This window comes from Fulvivirga kasyanovii (assembly GCF_009711405.1).
GTDB classification, from domain to species: Bacteria; Bacteroidota; Bacteroidia; order Cytophagales; family Cyclobacteriaceae; genus Fulvivirga; species Fulvivirga kasyanovii.
In genome coordinates, this window is sequence record NZ_SMLW01000171.1 from 636 (window position 1) to 1,483 (window position 848).

Genomic DNA, 848 nt, shown 5'->3' on the forward strand with positions numbered 1-848 from the left:
GTCATGAACGTTAAACTGCTAATCGTACCTGAGAGGAATTATCAGGGGGCTTAATAAACTTTATTGCCATCTGTATAAATGATCAAATAATTTGCTGTTAAATTGGGGAGCCCCGTATGAGTTTCAAGTAATGCAAACTTATGCCACAACCAACCATTCCACTGCAATCCCAGGGAATCTACCACATCTACACCCATGCCAATGGCAGCGAAAACCTATTCAGGGAAGATGAGAATTACCGTTATTTTCTAAGGAAGTATTCAGAATATATCCACCCCATAGCAGAGACATTTGCTTATTGTCTGATGCCGAACCATATCCATTTTATGGTTCGGGTGAGGGGGGAAGAGAAGGTTCTTGATTTCTTAAAATTGAAAAAACCAACCCTCCAAGGGTTCGAAACCCTTGGAGGGTTTTCAATGGCAGTAAGCAAACAATTTTCACATTTGCTCAATGGCTATACTCAAGCCTACAACAAACGCTACAGCCGCAAAGGCAGCCTTTTCACGCCTAATTTCAATAGAAAACCCGTGGAGAGCGACGCTTATTTCACAAGCCTGGTCGCCTATATACATAATAATCCTGTCCACCATGGATTTGTGACGGATGCCGAAGATTGGCCGCATAGTTCATACCATAGCTATTTACTTGAAAAACGGACTAAAATAGCGAGAGAAGAAGGTTTGCAATGGTTTGGAGGAAGAAAGGAATTTGTAGAAGTACACCGGGAGTTAAAAAAGGAGGGTGTTATGTTGTTTGAATAAACACAACCCTCCAAGGGTTTGGAGCCCTTGGAGAGTTTAATTAAACTTTCATCCTGCGGTCTGGACGGGACTCGAACCCGCGAC

1 protein-coding gene is annotated in these 848 nt (G+C 42.6%); it reads left to right on the forward strand.

Going from position 1 to position 848, the window contains the following annotated elements; all coding sequences use genetic code 11:
- Positions 1-140 precede the first annotated feature (140 nt).
- Complete coding sequence (locus E1163_RS00570) at positions 141-764, forward strand: transposase (RefSeq protein WP_155168581.1); 624 nt, start codon at positions 141-143, stop codon at positions 762-764.
- The last annotated feature ends 84 nt before the right edge of the window (positions 765-848 follow it).

Coding starts and splice junctions, on each gene's coding strand:
- E1163_RS00570 (WP_155168581.1), top strand. CDS start 141: ATGCCACAACCAACCATTCCACTGCAATCCCAGGGAATCTACCACATC.